The sequence below is a fragment of the Cupriavidus ulmosensis genome (assembly GCF_977008105.1).
The window spans coordinates 903,037-923,837 of sequence record NZ_CDRMWP010000002.1 but is presented as its reverse complement, the minus strand read 5'-3'; the positions used below and the strand labels follow the sequence as shown (position 1 = coordinate 923,837).

General features: G+C 69.3%; 17 protein-coding genes and 1 tRNA gene. 6 read left to right on the top strand and 12 right to left on the bottom strand.

Annotation, left to right across the window (positions count from 1 at the left end):
- The first annotated feature begins 1 nt into the window (after position 1).
- Both ACWTPI_RS23980 and fdhE read left to right on the top strand, forming a co-directional pair.
- The gene (locus tag ACWTPI_RS23980) at positions 2–652 is read left to right on the top strand and encodes a formate dehydrogenase subunit gamma (protein ID WP_454732936.1); all 651 of its coding nucleotides are present in this window, start codon (positions 2–4) and stop codon (positions 650–652) included.
- Positions 649–1,566, top strand: a complete 918-nt coding sequence (fdhE, locus tag ACWTPI_RS23975; RefSeq protein WP_454732935.1) for a formate dehydrogenase accessory protein FdhE — start codon at positions 649–651, stop codon at positions 1,564–1,566. The genes ACWTPI_RS23980 and fdhE overlap by 4 nt, the downstream gene beginning before the upstream one ends.
- Before the next feature lie 99 nt (positions 1,567–1,665).
- On the opposite strand, the gene ACWTPI_RS23970 is transcribed toward fdhE, so the two are convergent.
- The 6 genes from ACWTPI_RS23970 to ACWTPI_RS23945 form a co-directional block, all read right to left on the bottom strand.
- A tRNA-Asn gene (locus ACWTPI_RS23970) sits at positions 1,666–1,741 on the bottom strand.
- 132 nt (positions 1,742–1,873) lie between these two features.
- Entirely contained in the window at positions 1,874–4,993 is a 3,120-nt protein-coding gene (locus ACWTPI_RS23965; RefSeq protein WP_454732934.1) for an efflux RND transporter permease subunit, read from the bottom strand.
- A gap of 6 nt (positions 4,994–4,999) precedes the next feature.
- A complete protein-coding gene (locus ACWTPI_RS23960) occupies positions 5,000–6,160 on the bottom strand; it encodes an efflux RND transporter periplasmic adaptor subunit (RefSeq protein WP_020204877.1) in 1,161 nt (386 codons plus the stop codon).
- Between the two features lie 2 nt (positions 6,161–6,162).
- Positions 6,163–7,509, bottom strand: coding sequence for a TolC family protein (locus ACWTPI_RS23955; RefSeq protein WP_454732933.1), 1,347 nt, complete (start codon positions 7,507–7,509; stop codon positions 6,163–6,165).
- A gap of 159 nt (positions 7,510–7,668) precedes the next feature.
- Positions 7,669–8,115 carry a cobalt-zinc-cadmium resistance protein gene (locus ACWTPI_RS23950; RefSeq protein ID WP_454732932.1) on the bottom strand — a complete coding sequence of 149 codons (447 nt, stop codon included), beginning with the start codon at positions 8,113–8,115 and terminating at the stop codon, positions 7,669–7,671.
- Positions 8,116–8,400: 285 nt separating this feature from the next.
- Entirely contained in the window at positions 8,401–9,285 is an 885-nt protein-coding gene (locus ACWTPI_RS23945; RefSeq protein WP_029044317.1) for a LysR family transcriptional regulator, read from the bottom strand.
- A gap of 159 nt (positions 9,286–9,444) precedes the next feature.
- On the opposite strand from ACWTPI_RS23945, the gene ACWTPI_RS23940 reads away from it, so the two are divergent.
- The 4 genes from ACWTPI_RS23940 (at position 9,445) to ACWTPI_RS23925 (ending at position 14,415) form a co-directional block, all read left to right on the top strand.
- Complete coding sequence (locus ACWTPI_RS23940) at positions 9,445–10,461, top strand: TRAP transporter substrate-binding protein (protein ID WP_029044318.1); 1,017 nt, start codon at positions 9,445–9,447, stop codon at positions 10,459–10,461.
- A complete protein-coding gene (locus ACWTPI_RS23935) occupies positions 10,458–12,335 on the top strand; it encodes a TRAP transporter large permease (protein WP_059415232.1) in 1,878 nt (625 codons plus the stop codon). Before ACWTPI_RS23940 ends, ACWTPI_RS23935 begins: the two co-directional genes overlap by 4 nt.
- A gap of 57 nt (positions 12,336–12,392) precedes the next feature.
- Positions 12,393–13,247: an isocitrate lyase/PEP mutase family protein gene (locus ACWTPI_RS23930; protein ID WP_454732931.1), complete on the top strand. Its 855-nt coding sequence runs from the start codon at positions 12,393–12,395 to the stop codon at positions 13,245–13,247.
- Between the two features lie 190 nt (positions 13,248–13,437).
- Positions 13,438–14,415, top strand: coding sequence for a LysR substrate-binding domain-containing protein (locus ACWTPI_RS23925; RefSeq protein ID WP_059415229.1), 978 nt, complete (start codon positions 13,438–13,440; stop codon positions 14,413–14,415).
- Positions 14,416–14,468: 53 nt separating this feature from the next.
- Here the strand turns inward: ACWTPI_RS23925 and ACWTPI_RS23920 are convergent, their stop codons facing one another.
- The 6 genes from ACWTPI_RS23920 to ACWTPI_RS23895 form a co-directional block, all read right to left on the bottom strand.
- Positions 14,469–15,611: an enolase C-terminal domain-like protein gene (locus ACWTPI_RS23920; protein WP_454732930.1), complete on the bottom strand. Its 1,143-nt coding sequence runs from the start codon at positions 15,609–15,611 to the stop codon at positions 14,469–14,471.
- 2 nt (positions 15,612–15,613) lie between these two features.
- Positions 15,614–16,615: an ABC transporter substrate-binding protein gene (locus tag ACWTPI_RS23915; RefSeq protein ID WP_020206385.1), complete on the bottom strand. Its 1,002-nt coding sequence runs from the start codon at positions 16,613–16,615 to the stop codon at positions 15,614–15,616.
- A gap of 70 nt (positions 16,616–16,685) precedes the next feature.
- On the bottom strand, positions 16,686–17,738 hold the full coding sequence (locus tag ACWTPI_RS23910; RefSeq protein ID WP_020206386.1) for a carbon-nitrogen hydrolase family protein: 1,053 nt from the start codon (positions 17,736–17,738) through the stop codon (positions 16,686–16,688).
- Positions 17,739–17,876: 138 nt separating this feature from the next.
- Positions 17,877–18,869, bottom strand: coding sequence for an ABC transporter substrate-binding protein (locus ACWTPI_RS23905; protein WP_029044321.1), 993 nt, complete (start codon positions 18,867–18,869; stop codon positions 17,877–17,879).
- Between the two features lie 43 nt (positions 18,870–18,912).
- Complete coding sequence (locus ACWTPI_RS23900; RefSeq protein ID WP_020206388.1) at positions 18,913–19,767, bottom strand: ABC transporter permease; 855 nt, start codon at positions 19,765–19,767, stop codon at positions 18,913–18,915.
- A gap of 22 nt (positions 19,768–19,789) precedes the next feature.
- Entirely contained in the window at positions 19,790–20,560 is a 771-nt protein-coding gene (locus ACWTPI_RS23895) for an ABC transporter ATP-binding protein (RefSeq protein ID WP_059415221.1), read from the bottom strand.
- Positions 20,561–20,801 lie beyond the last annotated feature (241 nt).

Below are 20,801 nucleotides of genomic sequence, written 5' to 3'. Positions count from 1 at the left end.
CATGACCGAAAAAGAACCGATCCTGCGCACCGGGTTCGCCGAGCGCCTGTGCCACTGGCTGATGGTGGCCTGCTTCATTCCCGTGGCGCTGTCCGGCCTGTCGTGGTTCTTCCCCAGCCTGAGCTGGCTGTCGGGCGTGCTCGGCACGCCGCAGCTCGCGCGCGTGCTGCACCCGTTCCTGGGCGTCCTGGTGTTCATCCTGCTCGCCTTCATGTTCGCGCGCTTCGCCCATCACAACGTGCTGGTCAAGAGCGACCGCCTCTGGTTCCGCAACGTGAAGGCGGTGGTGCTCAACACGCCCGGCGCGCACAAGCTGCGCATCGGCAAGTACAACGCCGGCCAGAAGGTGCTGTTCTGGCTCATCATGCTGGCCATCGCCGCGCTGCTGGCCAGCGGCCTGGTCATCTGGCGCCGCTACTTCTCCGGGTACTTCCCGATCCCCGTGATCCGCCTGGCGCTGCTGCTGCATGCGATGGCGGGCATCGGGCTGGTGCTCCTGATCGCCGGCCACGTCTACCTGGCGATCTGGGTGCGCGGCTCGATCTCCGGCATGCTGACCGGCTACGTGTCGCGCGCCTGGGCGCGGCATCACCACGACCGCTGGTACGACGAGATCGCCGGCGCCGGCAAGTCCGACGGACGCCGGCGATGAACCGGCCCGTCACGGACACCGTCGCGCTGGACAAGCGCAGCCCCGGCGTCAAGGACATCGAGCCGCTGCTGCGGCCGAAACTGGACGTGCTCTACGCGCACCGCTCCGCCCGCCTGCGGCACCTGGCCGCGGACCATCCGGAAGCCGGCTACCTGCGCTTCATCGCGGCGCTGGTCGACCGGCAGCGCGAGCTGCTTCTCGGCGAGCCGCTGCCGCGGCCGGCAACCACCGGCCCGCGCGACGGCGCGAGCGGCCCGGTGCGCGACGGCCTGGACGAAGAGCCCGCGCGGTCGTACTGGATGGCCGCGCTCGGCCAGCTGCTCGACCACGCGCGCGCGACCGCGCCGCAGAGCGTGCTCGACGCGCTCGAGCCGCTGCGCCGCGCCGACGACGCGGCGCGGGCGCAGATGGCGGCGAAGCTGCTCGACGGAAAATCCGGCGAGATCGGCGCGGGCGCCGCGTTGTTCCTCTGGACCGCGCTGTCGCTCACCGCGGCGCAGTACGCCGATTTCGTCCTGGCCGAACCCCAGGCGCCGGCCCCGCGGCAGGAAAGCAGCCTCTGCCCGCTGTGCGGCTGCGCGCCGGCCGGCAGCCTCATCATGAACGGCGACCGCGCCGGCCTGCGCTATCTCCACTGCCCGCTGTGCGAGACCCGCTGGCACATGGTGCGCTCGAAGTGCTCCAACTGCGGCAGCGCCGCCAAGCTGGACTACTGGAGCCTCGACGACCTCGAGGCGCCGGTCAAGGCCGAGAGCTGCGGCGACTGCCACGGCTACCTCAAGGCCTTCTACCGCGAGCGCGACGAACACGTGGAAGTCTGCGCGGACGACCTCGCCACGCTCGCGCTCGACGCCGCCGTCGCGCAGGAGGGCTACGGGCGGACCGGCGTCAGCCCGTTCGCCTTCGAGGCCTGAACGCGGGTCCGTCCCGGCCGGGACGGACCGCGGCGCGCATCCGCATCCGGAAATGAAAAAAGGGCCTGCAGCGGCAACGCTGCAGGCCCTCGGATTTCTTGGCTCCCCGACCTGGGCTCGAACCAGGGACCTACGGATTAACAGTCCGGCGCTCTACCGACTGAGCTATCGGGGAACAACGACCGATGCAGCGGCAACCGATGGAAACCGATGCAAACGAAGGCCCGGATTGTACAACAACCGCGGCGATTGTCCAGTGATTTTGCGCGGGCCACCGACTCCGCCACACGAGGCGGCCCGCACGGCCTCACACCGACACGTCCTTGCGCGGCGCCGGCTCGCGGTTGTCGAACCAGCGGTACAGCGTCGGCACCATCACCAGCGTGAGCAGCGTCGAGGTGATCAGCCCGCCGATCACCACCACCGCCAGCGGGCGCTGCACCTCCGAGCCCGGCCCCGTGGAGAACAGGAACGGCACCAGCCCCAGCATGGCGATGGTGGCGGTCATCATGACCGGGCGGAAACGCTGGGCAGCGCCCTGCACCACCGCGTCGTCGAGCGGCAGGCCCGAGTCGCGCAGCGTGCGGATGTAGGACACCAGCACCACGCCGTTGAGCACGGCCATGCCCCACAGCGCGATGAAGCCCACCGAGGCCGGCACCGACAGGTATTCGCCGGTGACGAACAGGCCGATGATGCCGCCGATGGAGGCGAACGGCAGCACGGTGATGATGAGCGTGGCGAAGCGCAGCGAGTTGAACAGCAGGAACAGCAGGAAGAAGATCGCCGCCACCGTGACCGGCACGATGATCTTCAGGTGGCCCATCGCGCGTTCCATGTTCTGGAACTGGCCGCCCCACTCGAGGTAATAGCCCTCGGGCAGCTTGACCTTGCTGTCGGCCGCCTGCTGCAGCTCGGCGACGAAGCCGCCCAGGTCGCGGTCCTTGACGTTGATCATCACCACCACGCGGCGCTTGGCCATCTCGCGGCTGATCTGCGCCGGGCCGTCCGTCACCTCGATCTTCGCCACGCTCTGCAGCGGCACCTGGACGCCGTTGGGCGTGGCCACCAGCAGCTGGCGGATGGCCTGCACGTTGTCGCGGAAGTCCGCGGGCAGGCGCACCGCCGCGGCGAAGCGGCGCTCGCCCTCGAAGATGTCGGTGGCGCGCTTGCCGCCGATGGCGATCTCGATGATGTCGTGGATGTCGGACACGTTCAGGCCGTAGCGCGCGATCGCCTGGCGGTCGATCTCGATGGACAGGTACTGCTGCCCGGAGATGCGCTCGATGCGCACATCCTGCGAGCCCGGGATGCCGCCGGCCACGCGCGCGATCTCGCCGGCGAGGTCGCGCAGCTTGTCGAGGTCGTCGCCGAACACCTTCACCGCCACGTCCGAGCGCACGCCGCTGACCATCTCGTCGACGCGGTCGGAGATCGGCTGCGCCATCACGATCTGCACGCCGGGGATGGCCTTGAGCTTCTCGCGGATGCCGTTGGCGATGTCGTCCTGGGTCCAGCCGTCGGGCCACTCGTCGCGGTCCTTGAGGCTGGCGATGGGCGTGGACTCGTTCTGGCCCTGCGGGTCGGCCGGGCTTTCGCCGCGGCCCACGCCGGACACCACCGACTTCACGCCCGGCACCGACAGCACCAGCTTGTTGGCCGCCATCTCCAGCTTGATGGATTCCTCCAGCGAGATGTTGGGCACGCGGTCGAGCGCGGGCACGATCGAGCCTTCCTTCATCTCGGGGATGAAGGACGTGCCCAGCAGCGGCACGATCGCGAGGGTGGCGCCGAACGCCGCCACCGCGCCGATCACGGTCTTGCGGCTGTTGGCCAGCGCCCAGCGCAGCATGCGCAGGTAATGGCGCTTCATGAACGCGATCAGGCGCGTGTCGTGCTCGGAGCCGCCCTTGAGCAGGTAGGACGCCAGCACCGGCGAGAGCGTGAGCGACAGCAGCAGCGAGATCGCCAGCGCGATCGAGATGGTGAACGCCAGCGGCGCGAACATCTTGCCTTCCATGCCCTTGAGCGTCATCAGCGGCAGGAACACCAGGATGATGATGCCCACGCCCACGATCACCGGCGTGGCCACCTCCTGCACCGCCTTGACCAGGATCTCGGTCTTGCTCAGGCGCGATTTCTCGCGGTAGCCGAGCCGCTCGAAGGCGTTCTCCACCACCACCACCGAGCCGTCCACCATCAGGCCGATGGCGATGGCCAGCCCGCCCAGCGACATCAGGTTGGCCGACAGCCCCACCTGGTTCATCACCATGAAGGTCAGCAGCGGCGTGAGCACCAGCGTGGCCAGCACGATCACCGACGAGCGCACGTCGCCGAGGAACAGGAACAGCACGATCACCACCAGCACCACGCCTTCGAGCAGCACCTTGGTCACGGTCCACAAGGCGGAGTCCACCAGTTCGCTGCGGTCGTAGTACGGCACGATCTGCAGCTTGCCGGGCAGCATGCCGCGCTCGTTGATCTCGGCCACGCGGGCCTTGACGCGGCTCACCACTTCCTTGGCGTTGCCGCCGCGCATCATCATCACGATGCCGCCCACGGCCTCGGTCTCGCCGTTCTTGACCAGCGCGCCCTGCCGCACCTCGTGCCCCACCGCCACGTCGGCCACGTCGCGCACGTACACCGGCGTGCCGGCCACCTCCTTGAGCACGATGCTGCCGATGTCGTCCACGCCCCTGGCCAGGCCCACGCCGCGGATCAGGTACTGCTCGGCGTAGTGCGGCAGCACGCCGCCGCCGGAGTTGGCGTTGTTGCGCGCCAGCGACTGGTAGACCTGCTGCAGCGTGATCTGGTAGTGGCGCATGCGCTCCGGGTTGACCAGCACCTGGTACTGCCTGACGTAGCCGCCCTGCGAGTTGATCTCGGCCACGCCGGGAATCGAGCGCAGCAGCGGGCGCACCACCCAGTCCTGGGCGATGCGGCGCTCGGAAAGCTCGTCCGTGGTCAGCGCGCGGCTGCCGTCGTCGGCGCGGTCGAGCGTGTACTGGTAGACCTCGCCCAGGCCGGTGGAGACCGGGCCCAGCACCGGCGTCACGCCCTCGGGCATGCGCCCGCCCACTTCGATCAGGCGCTCCATCACCAGCTGGCGGGCAAAGTACACGTCGGTCGCGTCGGTGAAGACCAGCGTGATCAGCGACAGGCCCGCCTTGTTGAGCGAGCGCATCTCCTCCAGGCCGGGCAGGCCCGTCATGGCCATCTCGATCGGCACGGTGACGAAGCGCTCCACCTCCTCCGGCGAGCGGCCGGTGGCCTCGGTGGCGATCTGCACCTGCACGTTGGTCACGTCGGGAAACGCATCCACCGACAACTTGGTGGCCGCGCGCAGGCCGAAGAAGAACAGCACCACCGCCAGCACGCACACCACCAGCCGCTGCTTGATGGCGGCTTCCACAAGGGATTTCATCATGGCCGCTTATCCCTGTTCCAGGCGCTTGCGCTCGTTGTCCAGATGGAAGGCGCCATCCACCACCACGCGGTCGCCGGCCTTCACGCCGCTGTGGACCACGCGCATGCCGTCGCTCTCCGCGCCCAGCCGGACCTTGGCCAGGCGGTACTGGCCGCCGGGCAGCTCCACGTAGACCTGCTCGTCGTTGCCGTCGCGCACGATGGCCGACTCGGGGATCACCAGCTGCTCGGTCGGCGCGCTGTTGATCAGCATGCTGGCCAGCATGGCGGGCTTGAGGCGGCCCTCCTTGTTCTCCAGCTCGGTGCGCACCAGCACCGTGCGCGTCTGCGGGTTCACCGTGCGGCCCACGTAGATCAGCTTGCCGGTGATCTGCTTGCGGCCGGCGCCGTTGCCCAGCGAAGGCACCTCGATGTCCACGCTCTGGCCTTCGGCCACCAGCGCGGCCTGCTGCTCGGGCACCTCCGCCACCACCCACACGCGCGACAGGTCGGCCACGGTGTAGAGCGCGTCGGCCGGCTGCACCACCTGGCCCTGCGCCACGTTGCGCTCCACCACCGTGCCGCTGATGCTGGAGAACACCGGCGAATACGAATCGATGCTGCCGCTCCTGGCCAGTTGCGCCACCGCCGCGGCCGACATGCCCAGCACGCGCAGCTGGTCGCGGTAGGCGCGCATCTCGGCCGAGGCGATCGCCAGCTCGCTCTCGCGCCGCTGCAGCTCGCCGCGGCCGATCACGTCGGCGGCGAACAGCTGGCGCGCGCGCTCGGCGTTGCGGGCCTGCAGATCGGTCTGCGACTCGGCCTTGAGGAAGGCCAGCTGCGCCGTGCCCAGCTCGCTGCTGTGCAGGCGCGCCAGCACCTGCCCGGCCTTGACCTCCTGGCCGAGGATGCCGTAGAGATCGGTCACGCGGCCGGTCACGCTGGCGCCGATGCGCGCCACGCGCTGTTCGTCGAAATCGATGCGGCCGGCCACGCGCAGCACCTCGCTGAAGGCGCTGGTGGCCACCGGCGCCACCTTGAGCGTCTGCTGCAGGGCCGGCTCGGGCCTGACCACGCCCGGCGGCAGCTTGGGCGCCTCGGCGGCGGGCGCGGGATCGTCGGAGCAGCCGGCCAGGGAGAACAGCAGGGCTGCGGTTGCCGTCAGGGAAAGAAGGAAATGGGGACGCATGCTTAGTTGGGTTCCGTAGGTGCCGTGGAAGCGGGAGACGCTGCGGGGGGTGACGCCAGAGGTGACGCCACGGATGGCGCGAGAGCCGGCGCCGCCGCGGCATCGCCGGGCACGCTCGACAGCAGCTTCTCGATCTGGATGGTGGCGGTCTGCAATTCGTACTGGGCCGCGATCAGGTCGCTGCGCGCGCCGCGCAGCACGCGCTGGGCGTCCAGGTAATCGAGGATGCCGCGCTCGCCGAAGCGGTAGGCCGACTCGGCCACCGCCAGCGCCGACTCCGCCTGGCGCACGATGCCGCCCTCCAGCGCGCCGACCTGCGCCTGCGTGATCTCGTACTGGCGGTAGGCGGTTTCCAGCTCCTGCCGCAGCTCGAACTCGCGCAGCTCCAGCGCGGTGCGGGCCTGGATCGCCTGCGCGGTGGCCTCGCCCACCGGGCCCGTGCGGCGGTCCCACAGCGGGATGGTCAGGGTCAGGCCGACCTGCGAGACGGTGTTGTCCGGCTCGCGCGCGGCGCTGGCGCGCACGGCCAGCTCGGGCAGCCGCAGCGAACGCTGGTAGTCCACCGCCAGGCTGGCGCGGTCCGCCTCGAGGCGGCGCTGGGCCAGCTCAGCATTGCTGCCGCCCAGGGTGTCGCGCAGCACCGGCAAGGCCGGCAGCGGCGCCTGCTGGCTCAGGCTGCCGGCCACCGCGTAGTCGGCCGGCATGGCGCCGCCGACCTGCTGGCGCAGCGCCGCCTTGGCCTGCTTGACGCGCAGGTGCGCGCTCTGCAGCGTCTTCTGCGCGCTCAGCAATTCGGTCTCGGCCTTGATCAGCTCGTAGCGCGGCGCCTCGCCCACCTCCACGCGCAGGCGCGCGCGGTCGTGGATCTGCCGCATCATGGCCAGGTCGTCCTGCGCCGCGGCCTGCTCGGTCTCGCGGCGCAGCACCTCGAAATACGCGGTCTTGACGCGCGCGGCCAGCTCGGCCCGGAACGCCTGGCGGCCCGCCTCGGTGGCCTCCAGGCTGCGCCCGGCCATGTCGGCGCGCAGCCGGCGCTGCTGCGGATAGTCCAGCTTCTGGGTGATCGCCACGGTCGGCGCGGGACCGCCGGCCACGCCGGCGCTGCGCGGCGACAGCCGGCCGTACAGCACCTCCACCTGCGGATTGGGATAGGCCCGCGCGCTGGTCACGGCGGCACTGGCGGCGTCGACGCCGGCCTGGGCCGCCTCGACGCCCTTGTTGGTGGACTGCGACAAGGACAGCAGCTCGGGCAAGGTGAACGTCTGCGCCGCCAGCGCCGGCAAGGCGCCGAGCGGCAGCAACGCCACCACGGAATACATCGTGATCTGTCTGATCTGTTTGATCTGCATGACGAAAGGGGGCAGGCAAGACGGCTGCGCGCCCGCCACCGGCACGCGCACGGCGCGCGGCGGCAGTCAGTCCGCGCGCGGTGGCGAGCGGACCGGGGCGCCCAGACAATGGGAACGCATCCCGGGCACGCGCGATGCGCGCCGGGATTGCCGGGGCTGTCAGATCAGGGAGATGGGCGGCTTGAAGAACGCCGCCGGCAACGGTGCCGGAGGTGCGGGGAACGGCCGCGCGCGCGCGATGGGCGGCGGTGAAACGCGCACGGCGGGCAGCGCGAACAGCGCGCTGGATTCCTCGATCTCGTCGAGCAGGTCGAGCGGATCGAGCAGGTCGGCGGACCAGATCTCGCAGTAGCCGGGCGGCTCGTCCTCCGCCACCGCCACCGCTTCGGGCTCCGCCTCGGCCATCAGGCCGTCGTCGCCGGGCGCCACCACGCGGCCGGGATCGGCGATGCCGTCCAGCCCGTCGAGCGCGCGCGGCACCGCCGCGACGAACGCCTCCGCGCGCGCCGCCTCGGGCTGCGCGCCGCCGGCATGCACGTTCGCCGCCGCCCCGAAGGACAGCAGAGACAGGCACAAGGCGGTGAGCAGGAACAGCAGGGATCGCATCGGTCTGGGGGCAAAAACGAGGGTAAAAACAGGGGCGGTCCAGGTGGCGCGGCAACCGCTTGATGCAAGCGGCGCATGGATGGTGCGCGGCAGCATTGTAGCGTGGATGCTCAACATAGACAGGGAAAGGCACCCGGCGTTCCGTTGGAAACGGACAAGAATCCGGTGCGCTCCGGACATGGGCGCCGGGGGCGCCGGCGCACCACCCGCGTGTTCCCGGTTCCCCCTCCACGGAGGGCCGGCCCTCCGAGGGGATCGGAGATCATCGGGACGGCGGCTGCCCGCTCACGCCGCCGCGGCCTTGCCGCGCTCGCGCACCTGCCGGATGAACGCGCGCACCGCCGGCGCCTTCTCGTGGCGCCGGTGCGCCACCGCGATCTCGGTCGGCACCACGCCGCCGTGGATCTCGCGGTAGACCACATCGGGAATCACGATGTGGTCGACCACCGAATGCGGCACCACCGCCACGCCCGACCCCAGCGACACCATCGTCACCACCGCCACGAGGCGGCCCGGGCGCGTCACGATCTGCGGATGGAACTGGCCGCGCCGGCCGATCTCCAGCGTGCCCGATTCCTGCTCCGGCAGGATGAAGCGCTCGTCGCGCAACTGCGCCGGATGCACCACGTCGAGCCGGGCCAGCGGCGACTCCGCGTGCAGCGCGAGCACGAAGCGCTCCCGCGCGATCACGATGCCGTCGATGCCGACCGGATAGGTCACGGGCGGGCGCAGGAACGCCACGTCCAGCGTGCCCGCCTCGATCAGTTGCGGCAGCCGCGCGAGCGCGCCTTCGCGCAGGTTGACCTCGAGGTCGGGATAGTGCTTGCGGTAGATCGACAGTTCCGCCTGAAGCACGCCGGAGTATGCCGTCGAGGCGATGTAGCCCACTTCGATGCGCCCGATCTCGCCGCGCCCGGCGCGGCGCACGGATTCCTCGGCCTGGGCGAACTGCTCCAGCGCGCGCCGCGCCTCGACCTGGAACACCTCGCCGGCCGAGGTCAGCGACACCGAGCGCGTGGTCCGGTGGAACAGCCGCACGCCGAGCATGCGCTCGGCTTCCTGGATCTGCTTGGTCAGTGCCGGCGGCGAGATGTGCAGCAACTCCGCCGCGCGCACGAAATGCAGGCAATCCGCCACGGCCATGAAGCAACGAAAATGGCGCAATTCCATGATTTACAAGGGATTTATCTATTAACCAGATGGAAATTATTTAACGACACAATGATAATAGCTGCCGTGTTCCGACAGTCTAGACTTGCAACGCTGAGGCACGCGGGCATGGCCCGGGCGCCTCGCATTTCAACGAGACCAAGCGAGAGACAGACCGTCATGACGACACGGAGAACCTTCCTCAAGACCGCGGCTGTAGCCACTACCGCACTTTCCCCGGTAGCTTACATCCGCAGCGCGAATGCCGCGCCGGAATTCAAGCTGCGCTTCGGCAGCTACCAGCCCCCTTCCCACCCGGTGAATATTCGCGCCAAGGAAATGGCCGAGAAAATCCGCACCGAATCGGGCGGGCGCGTCGACTTCCAGGTCTACCCGAACTCGCAGCTTGGCAGCGACACCGACATGCTGTCGCAACTGCGCGCCGGCTCCATCGACTTTCTCGCGCTGTCGCCGCTGACGCTCGGCACGCTGCTGCCGGTGGTGCAGATCAGCGGCATCGGCTTTGCCTTCAAGGACTATGCGGCGGTGTGGGCGGCGATGGACGGCGAGCTCGGCGCCCACCTGCGCAACGAGATCGGCAAGACCTCGCTGTTCGCCTTCGAGCGGATCTGGGACAACGGCTACCGTCAGATCACGACCAGCAGCCGCCCGATCGCCACCCCGGACGACCTCAAGGGCCTGAAGATGCGCGTGCCGCCGGCGCCGATCTGGACCTCGATGTTCAAGGCGTTCAACGCCTCGCCCACCACCATCAGCATGCAGGACGTGTACACCTCGCTGCAGACCAAGGTGGTCGACGGCCAGGAAAATCCGCTGGTGCTCATCGAGGCGTCCAAGATCTACGAGGTGCAGAAGTTCTGCTCGCTGACCAACCACATGTGGGACGGCTTCTGGTTCCTCGGCAACAAGGCCAAGTTCGGCAAGCTGCCGGCCGACCTGCAGCAGGTCGTCACGCGCAACGTCAACGAAGCCGCGCTGAAGCAGCGCGCCGACACCAGGAAGACCAACGACGCGCTGGTCGACGACCTGCGCGGGCGCGGCCTCAAGTTCAACAGCGTGGAGCAGGAAGCCTTCCGCGCCAGGCTCCGCACCGCCGGCTTCTACGCCGAATGGCACCGCCGCTTCGGCGACGAGGCCTGGAGCCTGCTCGAGAAGTTCGGAGGAAAGATCTCGTGATCGAGCGGCCCCTGATCCCGGCGGCCGCGCTGCATCCTTCGGCCACGCCCCTGCTCGGCGCGCACCGGCTGCTGATGCGCTGCGTGGGCGCGCTGGCCGCGTGCCTGGTGTTGGCGGATACCTGCATCCTGCTGGCCGGCGTGGTGTCGCGCTACGTGTTCGACAATCCCCTGGACTGGACCGACGAGCTGGCCTCCACGCTGTTCATCTGGCTCACCATGCTGGGCGCGGTGCTGGCGCTCGACAAGGGCGAGCACATGCGCCTGACGGCGCTGGTGAACCGCCTGTCGCCGCGCTGGCAGGCGTGGCTGCAGACCATGTCGGCGCTGGTGGTGTGCGCCTTCGTGATGCTCATCATCGTGCCCGCCATCGGCCACGCGCACGACGAAATGGAGATCACCACGCCCGCGCTGGGCATGCCGGCCGGCTACCGCGCCGCCGCGCTGCCCGCCGGCGCGGTGCTGATGGCGCTGACCTCGCTCGCGGGCCTGCTCAAGCGCGCCTCGCTGCGCGACGCGCTGCAGGCGCTGGCCGTGCTCGCGGCCGTGGCCGGGCTGCTGTGGCTGGCCGGGCCGCTGCTGCTGTCGATCGGCAACTACAACCTGCTGATCTTCTTCGTGCTGCTGCTGGGCGCGGCCATCGCCGCCGGCCAGCCGATCGCCTTCGCGTTCGGCGTGGCCACGCTGGCCTACATCGGGCTGGTCACGGACTCGCCGTATTCGGTGGTGGTGAGCCGCATCGACGAAGGCATGTCGCACATGATCCTGCTGTCGGTGCCGCTGTTCGTGCTGCTCGGCGCGCTGCTGGAAATCAGCGGCATGGCCAGGTCGCTGATCGACTTCATGGCCGCGCTGATCGGCCACACGCGCGGCGGGCTGCAGTTCACGCTGCTCGGCGCCATGTTCCTGGTCTCGGGCATCTCGGGCTCCAAGGTGGCCGACATGGCCGCCATCGCGCCGGCGCTGTTCCCGGAGATGAAGAAGCGGGGCTGCAAGCCGGAAGACCTCGTGGCGCTGCTCTCGTCGACCGGCGCGATGACCGAGACCATCCCGCCCAGCATCGTGCTCATCACCATCGGCGCCGTGTGCAGCGTCTCCATCACCGCGCTGTTTACCGGCGGGCTGATGCCGGCCGTGGTCGCCACGCTGGCCATCGCCGTGGTGTGCTGGGCGCGCGCGCGCCGCGAGCCGGCGCCGGGACTGGCGCGCGCGCCGCTGCGCGTGGTGCTGCGCACGCTGCTGTTCGCCGTGCCGGCGCTGGCGCTGCCGGTGCTGATCCGCTACGCGGTGGTCATGGGCGCGGCCACCGCGACCGAGGTGGCCACCGTGGGCGTGGCCTACATCGTGCTGGTCGGCATGATCGGCTGCTTCCTCTACCGCAACATCGACCTGCGCCGGCTCTATCCGACGCTGGTCGAGACCGCCACGCTTTCCGGCGCGATCCTGCTCACCATCGGCATGGCCACGGCGATGTCGTGGGCGCTGACCCAGTCGGGCTTCTCCGCCGACGTGGTGGACCTGATGGTGCGCGCCTCCGGCGGCGCGCCGGGCTTCCTGCTCATCACCATCCTGGCCTTCGTCATCCTCGGCAGCGTGCTGGAGGGCATTCCGGCGATCGTGCTGTTCGCGCCGCTGCTGTTCCCGGTGGCCAAGACGCTCGGCATCAACGAGGTGCACTACTCGATGGTGGTGATCCTGGCGATGGGCATGGGCATGTTCTCGCCGCCGTTCGGCGTGGGCTTCTATGCCGCCTGCTCGATCGGGCGCGTCTCCGCGGATGCCGTGTTCGGGCGCGTGTGGGGCTACCTGGGCGCGCTGCTGCTGGCGCTGCTGGTGGTGGCTTTCGTGCCGTGGCTGTCGGTCGGCTTTCTCTGACCTCGCACCGGGGCCCCGCGCGGCGGCCCCGGGCTTCTCTCCTTCAGATCCATTCCCATGACTTCCAAAGCAGAACTGCGCCTGCGCTTCAAGGCGCTCTTCGAAACCGGCGCCACCGTTCCCGCGGTGGGCGCCTTCGATCCGCTCAGCGCGTTGCTGGTGCAAAAGGCGGGCTTTCCCGTGGTCTACGTCGGCAGCTACGGCGTGGCTTCCTCGCGCGGCATGCCGGACGTCGGCCTGCTCACGCTGGACGAGCTGGTGGCCGCGGTCCGCTCGGTGGCGGACGCGGTCGACCTGCCGGTCGTCGCCGATGCCGAGAACGGCTTCTACAACCCCGCCAACATCTGGCGCGCCGTGCGCCTGTACGAGCGCGCGGGCGCCAGCGCGATCCATATCGACGACCATGAAAGCGGCAAGCACTCCGACCTGCCGCGCCGCCTGCTGCCGCTCGACGAGATGCTCGCGCGGCTGCGCGCCGCGCGGGACGCGCGGGACGACCCGAACTTCACCATCATCGCGCGCACGGACGCGGCCTGGGCCACCGGCAACATCGAGGACGCCGTCGCGCGCATGACCGCGTTCGCCGGGGCCGGCGCGGAAGTGGTGTTCGCCACCGGCATCAACGCCACGCAGCTGGCGGCGGTGCGCGAGCGCATCCCGGCCCACGTGGTGCTGGTCAACACGCCGCCCGAGACGCTGGCCCAGGAGCGCGCGGCGCGCGTGCAGATGGTCATCTATCACAACTTCTGCCTGAACGCCGCGACCCACGGCGTGGCGCGCGCGCTGGCACAGTTCCATGCCGCGCTCGACGTCACGGCGGCGGCGGACGTGATGGACAAGGTGGACGACGTCGAGGCGCTGCTGGACTACCAGGGCTACAACCAGCGCGGCGCTCAATACGGCATGCGCTAGCCGCCGGCGCGGCGCCTCGCCCTGGCCGTCCCGGCGCGACGACACCGTGCCGGGACGGGGCGGCCGGCGCGCGCGGCCGGGCACCTGCGCGATGGTTTCCAGTGGCTTGCGGCACGCTTTCTGGCCGCTGCGGCACGCTTCTTGCTAGTTACCGGAAGCCTTTCCACCGCCCGCCTTTGCGCGCTTCTCCGTGTCGACCATCTCCTCCCGCCTGCCGCCGATCCACTGCCTGCTCGCATTCGAGGCCAGGGCGCGCCTCAAGAGCGGCGTGCTGGTGGCGCAGGAGCTGGCCATCACGCCGAGCGCGGTCAGCCACCGCATCCGCCAACTGGAAGACTTCACGCGGCTGACGCTGTTTACCAAGGTCAACGGCGAGATCATCCTCACGCCCGACGGCCAGTCGTATCTCGAAACGGTGCGCAGCGCGCTGTATGCGCTGAGCTACTTTCCGTCCTCGCGCGGCAGGACGATCAAGCCGCGCGCCAAGCTGCGGCTGAGTTCGCCGCCGACCTTCGCCACCCAGATCCTGCTGCCGCGCCTGGGCCTGATCAAGGAGCAGTTCCCGCAACTGGAGATCGACATCCAGCTCTCGGTGCCGCTGATCGGCGCCAAGGCCGAGCCGGCCGACATCGAGATCCGCTTCGGCGACGGGCGCTACACCGGGCGCAAGGTGGTGCGCATCCTCGACGAGCAGGTCATGGCCGCGTGCAGCCCCGCCTATGCCGAGCGGCACGGGCCGTTCACGACGTTCCCGGACCTGCTGCGCGCGGACCTGCTGCGCTGCTCGATCGAGCCGTGGCGCCCCTGGTTCCAGGCCGCCGGCCTCGACTGGGAAGAGCCGAACAGCATGTTCCAGTTTTCCGACGTGGGCCTGTTCGTCGACGCGGCGGCCCACGGCATGGGCATCGCGCTGGCCCGCCCCACCCTGATCCAGTCCCATCTGGCGAGCGGGCGCCTGATCACGCTCTACCCGGCCACCACCGCCACGCCCTACTACGCTTATTACGCCACCTGCCCGCCGGAAGCCTACGAGCGCCCCGAGGTGGAAGGCTTCATCGAGTGGCTGGAGAAGGAACTGAACATCAGCACGCCCGGCGCCTACGGCGGCGCGCGCGCGGGCAAGCCCAGGCAGCGGCGCGGCGCGCCGGCGGAAGAGTTCGCGCGGTAGTTCGCACGACAGTCCACACGACAGTCCACACAACGAGGCCGGCACGGATTCCGTCACGCCAGATACCTGCGCACCTGTTCTTCGTTCCACGCCATGCCGTGGCCGGGCCGGCGCGGCACGCGCACATGGCCGTGCACGACCTCGACCGGCTCCATCAGGATGGGCTCGGCCATGCGGAAATACTCGAGCAGGTGCGCGCCCGGCGTGACCGTCATCAGGTGCGCGCTGACCTCCTGGTAGAAATGATTGGAGACCGGCACGCTGCGCGCGCCGCACAGGCTGGTTGCATCCAGCCAGCCGCTCACGCCGCCCACCTTGCCGAGGTCCGGCATCATCAGGTCGGAGGCGCCGGCGCGCAGGCTCTCGCCGATCTGCGCCGGGCCCCACAGGTTCTCGCCCAGCTGGATCGGCGTGTCGACGGCGGCGGCGATCTGCGCGTGTCCGTGCAGGTCGTCGTAGCGCGTGGGCTCCTCGATCCAGGCCAGGCCGTAGCCGTCCAGCGCCTTGCAGCGCACCACCGCCTCGGCCACGGACAGGCTCTGGTTGTAGTCCACCAGCAGCGCCGCGCGGCCCTGCATCGCCGCCAGCGCGGCTTCGACGATCTCCAGGTCGGTGGCCAGCGACGCATGGCCGATCTTGATCTTGACGAAACCGAAGCCCTGCTCGAGCGCCGCGCCCACGTGCCGCACGATCTGCTCGCGGTCTTCCATGCCGTAGCTGGCATAGGCGCGCACGCGGTCGTTCGCCGACAGGTCCGCGCCGAGCAGCGCCGCCAGCGGCTGGCCGAGGAACTTCGCCCAGGCGTCCCACAGCGCCATGTCGATGGCGGACAGCACCATGTCGAGCAGGCCAACGCTGCCGAGCAGCCTGAACCGGGCGCGCAGGCCGGCCATGACCTGGCGCGGCGCCAGCGCGGCGCCGGCGAGCTGCGCCGTCACGTCCTCGCACAGCGCGGCCACGGCGCGCAGCGCGGTGGGCGTGTAGGTGAACAGGTAGGCGTGGCCGGTCACGCCGGCGCTGGTGTGCAGGTCGAGCAGGATCATCGGCGCGGCCGGCATCGTGCCGCTGGCCGTGCGCAGCGGCTGCGCGAACGGCACCACGAGCTGGCGCACGCGGCAGGCCCGGATCGTCGGCAGGTCCGCGCCGCGCGCCGACGTGCGCTCGCCCATGATGGCTCCCCAGAAGGCATCGGCCATGATCAGTTCCCGAGCGCGGCCTGGATGTACTTGCGCGAGACCACCTTGGCGTAGTCCGGCATGGCCTTGAGGTTGCCGAGCTCGACCTGCGTCGCCATCGCGTTCTCGAACGCCTTGGGCGAGATGTCGACCGAGGTCGAGTAGATCTTGCCCTCGATCATGCGGCGCACGGCGGCGTCGATGACCTTGGGATCGAGCGAGGGGAACTCGGTCCTGGCGATGGCGATGGTGCCGTCCACGTCCTTCTGCATGTAGACCACGGCCTGCTGCAGCGCCTTGACGAAGCGCGTCGCCGTGTCCGGGTCCACGCCGCGGCGGGTGCTGATGGCGGCCACCGTGTACTCGCTGGCCATGCTGGAGAAGCCGTACACCACCTTCATGCCCTTGGCCGCGACCTGGTCGAGCCCGGGCTGGTACAGCACGCCGAACCTGGCCTGCCCGGCCAGCAGCGGGCCCGGCTCGGAGCCGATCTGGACCTGCGAGATCTTGACGTCCTTGCCGGGCGTGAGGCCGTTCTGCCGCAGCAGCTTCATGAACAGCGAGGTGCTGGTGGTGGGCATCTGGCCCGCCACCACGGTCTGGCCCTTGAGGTCGGCAACCGAGTCGAACTTCGCGTCGGGCGCGGCGGCGATCCAGAACGACGGCCGGCTCACCACGCTGGCGATCACCTGCACGTCGGCGCCCTTCTCCGCGGCGATCGCGCTCCATTCGGGGCCGTGCAGCGAGAAGTCGGCCGCGCCGGCCAGCAGCGCGGACAGCGCCGCGTTGGCCGAGCCGGCGGTCTGCTTGGTCACGGTCAGGCCCTGCTTGTCGAAGAAGCCGCCGTCGATGGCCACGTAGACCGGCAGCAGCTGGATGGACTGGAACAGTTGCGACAGCACCACCGTCTTGTTCTCGGCGAGCGCGAGCTGGCTCGCGCCCAGCAGGCAGGCCGCGGCGGCGAGGCGGGGCAGGAAATGCTGGAAGCGCTGGAAGCACTGGATGCGCTTGAGGCTGGAAATCATGATGCGGCTCCGAATGGCGGATGGCGGATGGCTGGGCGGGCGGCGGCGCGCGGCGCCGCCGCGTGCTGCTTCAGTTGACGGCTTCGGCCTCGGGCACGCCCTTCCAGGCGCGCTCGCCGTATTCGCCGTCGCCGGCGCCGTCCGCGCCGTCGCCGCCGAAGCTCGCCGGCGCGTGCGCGTGGCGGTGCACGCGCAGGTCGAACACGTCAAAGCGGTTGTAGTAGCCGACCACGTCCTGGAACTGCTTGGGCACCACGCAGCGCGCGATGTCGATGTCCGCGTAGGCGATGCCTTCCTCGTCGCGCAGCACCTCGCTGATGGGCGCGCCGTCCGGGCCGAGGATCATCGACACGCTGCGGGACGCTTCGTCGATCACGCGGTGCACGGCCGGATTGCCGCGCGCGATCATGTCGATCACGGCGGGCTGCAGATAGCTCGACGACACCACGTTGAACAGCTTGCCCTCGAAGGCGTGGGCGCCGGCGCGCAGCTTGATCGACGCTTCCAGGTCATAGGCGGGCTGCCCGGCCGGATGCGTGGGAAAGCGCGGCGAGAAGCTGGAGACGTGCACGTTCTCGCCCTGCGACATCAGCGCGAAGCGCGCCAGCGAATTGGTGTTCTCGCCGCAGATCAGCGCGCCGATGCGGCCGATGCGGGTATCCACCACGCGCAGGCCGCTGCCGTCGCCCATCGCCCACACCAGCTTCTCGTAGTAGGTCGGCATCAGCTTGCGGTGGCGGTTGAGGATGCTGCCGTCGTCGCCGATCAGCACGTTGGTGTCCCACACGCAGCCGACGCTGTTGGGCGTCGACTCGTTGATGCCGATCGAGACGAACACGCCGTGCTCCTTGGCAGCGCGGCGGATGCGGGCCATCTCGGGGCCGTCGATGGTCACGGAGGAAGCGGCCAGCTTGACGAAGAACTCGTGGGTCTCCACCGGCGCCCACACGCCGGCCCAGACCGGGAAGGCCGAGATGAAGGCCTCGGGAAACGCGACCAGCGAGGCGCCGTTGCGCGCGGCTTCGGCGATCCAGTCGCAGGCCTTGTCGACGCAGGCGTCGCTGTCGAAGAAGACCGAGGAGATATGGCAGGCCGCGGCCTTGAAGGAGGGATAGGTTCTCATGATCGTGTGTGCAGGCAACAGAGGGGTAGGCGATGGTGTACGGCACCATCGCAGCTGGAAACGGAAAAAGGGAAACAGGTAAGGCGGTGAAGCGGCGCAGCGGGGCAGCGGCGCGGCGGTGAAGCAGGCCGCGCCGGCCTAGCGGGCGGCGTCCACGCGCGCGATGCCGCCTTCGATCAGCTTGCGGGCGACCAGCGTGTCGTAGTCGGGCTGGCTTTTCAGGTTGCCCAGCGCGATCTGCGTGTCCATCGCGATGCGCAGCGCGTCGGGCGAGATGGCCACGGTGGTGGCGTAGACCTGCTCGGCCAGCATGCGCTTGACGGCGGCCTCGACCACGGCGGGATCGATCGAGGGGAACTCCGTCCTGGCGATGGCGACGGCCTCGGCCGGGTGGGTGTTCATGAAGCGCAGCGCGGACTCCATCGCCGCGATGAAGCGCCGGGCGGTGTCGGCATCCACGGACTTGCGCGCGGTGATGGCCGACAGCAGGTAGGGGCCGTACTGGCGCGGAAAGCTGTGCACGACCTTGAAGCCCTTGGCCACCGCCTGCTCCAGCGCCGGCTGGTAGAACACGCCCACGCTCGCCTGGCCGGCCAGCAGCGGGCCCAGCTCGGCGCCGGCCTGGACCTGCTTGACGGTGATGCCGGCGGCGGCCGGGTCGATCTTGTTGTCGCGCAGCAGCTTGGAGAACAGCGAGGTGCTGGCGATCGGCATCATGCCGGTCGACACGGTCTGCCCGGCGAAGTCCTTCGGCCCGGCGTACTTCAGGTCCGGCGCCGCGGCGATCCAGACCGCGGCGCGGTTGACCACGCCGGCGATGACCTGCACGTCGGCGCCCTTGGAGGCGGCGATGGCGGTCCACTCGGGGCCGTGCAGCGAGAACTCCGCGCTGCCCGCGATCACCGCCGACAGCGACGCATTGGGCGAGCCCGAGGTCTGCTTGGTCACGTCCAGCCCCTGCTGCGCGAAGAAGCCGTGGTCGAGCGCCACGTAGAGCGGCAGGAACATCACCGACTGGAACAACTGCGACACCACCACCTTCTTCGGTGCCTGGGCCGAGGCGGGCGCGGCGGCCACCAGGGCCGCGGCCAGGCCCAGCATGCATGCGGTTCGCTTGAGTAGGTTCTTCATGAAAGGCTCACGTGGAATGGACGACATGGGGAAAAGGCGCGCGTCAGACATTGAGGCTGGCGTGGTGCACGTCGTCTTTCCAGGGCAGCAGCTTGCGCTCGATGTAGTCGATGACGAAGTACAGCCCGAAGCCGATCACCATCAGCGTGAACAGGCCGGCCCACACCGTATTCAGGTCGTAGAGCCCGGACGCGGTGAAGATCATGTGGCCCAGGCCGTGCTCGGACGAGATGAACTCGCCCACCACCGCGCCCACCAGGCCGAAGCCGATGTTGATGCGGAAGGTGGAGATCATGGCCGGCAGCGAGGACGGCACGATCACCTTGAAGAACACGTCGTGCTTCTCCGCGCCCAGCGTCACCAGCAGCGTCTGGAAATCGACGTCGGCGTCCTTGGCCGCCTGGTACGCCGCGATCAGCGCCACGATGGCGGTCAGCGAGACGGCCAGCGCGACCTTCGACACCAGGCCCGTGCCGAACCACAGGATCACGATCGGGCCGAAGGCGATCTTGGGAATGCTGTTGACCGCGATGATGAACGGCTCGGTCAGGCGCGCGATGAACGGCGAATACCACAGCGCCAGCCCCAGGACGGAGCCCACCAGCGTGCCGATCACGAAGCCCAGGATCGACTCCATCAGCGTGTAGCCGCTGTCGCGCAGCAGGTCGCCGCTGGCCATGCCGCGCGCCAGCGCCTTGTAGATCTCGGCCGGCGAGCCGACCATGAAGGACGACACCCAGCCGATGTCGGCGCCGAGCTGCCAGACCCACAGGAACAGTACCAGGGCCGCGACCTGGATGGCCGAGCGCCCCCAGCCGTTGTCCAGGACATGCGTTTTCTTCTTGCGGCGCGCGCGCGCCGGGGCAACCGGCGGCGCGCCGGAAATAGCGTGGCTCATGTTCACTCCCGTTCTTGGAAAATCAGTGCTGGCGCGTCTGGATGTCCAGCTCGGCGCATAGCTGGTGGAAATAGCCCGAGAAATGCGGATGGCTGCGCGCCCCGATCGGCGACTTCTCGCCGATGTCGATGTCGTAGACCTGCTTGACGTGCGAGGGCTTGCCCGCCAGCACCACCACCCGCTTGGACAGCGCGACCGCCTCGTCGATGTCGTGCGTGACCAGGATCACCGTCTTCTTGAAGGTATCGACCGCCTCCAGCAGCACGCCCTCCAGGTACAGGCGGGTCTGGTAGTCGAGCGCCGAGAACGGCTCGTCGAGCAGCAGCACGTCCGGGTCCGAGATCAGCGTGCGGATCAGCGCCACGCGCTGGCGCATGCCGCCCGAGAGGGTCTTGGGGTAGTTGTTCTCGAAGCCGCCGAGCCCGAAGGTGTTGAGGTATTCGAGCGCGTTGTCGCGCGCCTCCGCGGCGGGCATCCGCTTGAGTTCGGGCGCCAGCATGACGTTCTCGAGCACGGTGCGCCACGGGAACAGCAGGTCGCGCTGCATCATGTAGCCGACCTTGCCGCGCAGGCCCGTGACCTGCTGGCCGCGATAGCTGATCTCGCCGGTATCGGGGTCGAGCAGCCCGGCGATGATGTTGAAGATGGTGGTCTTGCCGCAGCCGCTGGGGCCGATGATGCTGACGAAATCCTGCTCGTTCACGTCGAAGGTCAGGCCGCCGAGTACGTCGACCGTCTTTCCCTTGGTCGGGAAGGATTTCTTGACACCTTTGAGGCTCAGTAACTTGTGCATGATGTTGGATCCGGAAATGGCGATGGCGCGGGGTATCGGGATTTGCGGACGAAGGCGTTTCAAACCGACGGGCCCATCTTCAGGGTTCGCGGCCACTTTGGAAATTGAAAGAGACAACCTCGGGGATGCAGTATTTTTCAATGCCCCCGGAACGCGCATGCCGGCGCGCGCCGCGCACGGATGCGGTGCCTGGGCGCAAGTGTTCCTTGCGCCTCCCCCGGGCGCGCCCCGAAAAAATTTG